General features: G+C 55.7%; 1 protein-coding gene. It reads right to left on the bottom strand.

The features are described 5' to 3' along the window. The coding region (locus DW640_RS23445) for a CHC2 zinc finger domain-containing protein (RefSeq protein WP_233525488.1) at positions 1–528 on the bottom strand (528 nt) is incomplete at both ends.

Raw genomic sequence — 528 nt, 5'->3', positions numbered from 1 at the left:
TCATTCGCCTTTACCAGTGATACAGACTTCGGAGGTATGCAACCCTTGAAATATCGGCTTCTGACTTCATAGCCACCTGCCATGTTCGGAAAGCCAACGGCAAAATACCGTTTCCCACGCACACCGTAGTTCAAGCGGCAGCAGTGACGGGATGCGATGGCGTAAGGGATGCCCCGTTCCTCTAAATACTCCGTCAGCAGTGAGCGGAGCAGCGGAGCGACCTCCACATCCTCAAAAACGGATTCGGTCGGCTTCGAGAGATAGACGGGCTTTTCCCATCCGGCAACCGTCATATTGGCGGCTTCCGCTATGAACTTCGCTTGCTTCATGAAGTCATCGCTTTGCAGAAACTCCCCGGCAAGCGTGAAGATGTCGCCGCCCTTGCCCAAACCGAAGTCGTACCAGAGCTGTTTCGCCACGTTCACACGGAAAGAGGATGTGCGCTCGCCCCTGTACGGGGCAAGATACCACAGCTCGTTACCGCTCCTTCTGACAGGCTCATGCCCCAGCCGTGCGAGAAAATCCGCA

This window comes from Bacteroides sp. AM23-12 (assembly GCF_003434395.1).
GTDB lineage: Bacteria > Bacteroidota > Bacteroidia > Bacteroidales > Bacteroidaceae > Bacteroides > Bacteroides thetaiotaomicron.
The sequence above is the reverse complement of the archived record's forward strand: the minus strand, read 5'-3'. Positions and strand labels throughout refer to the sequence as shown.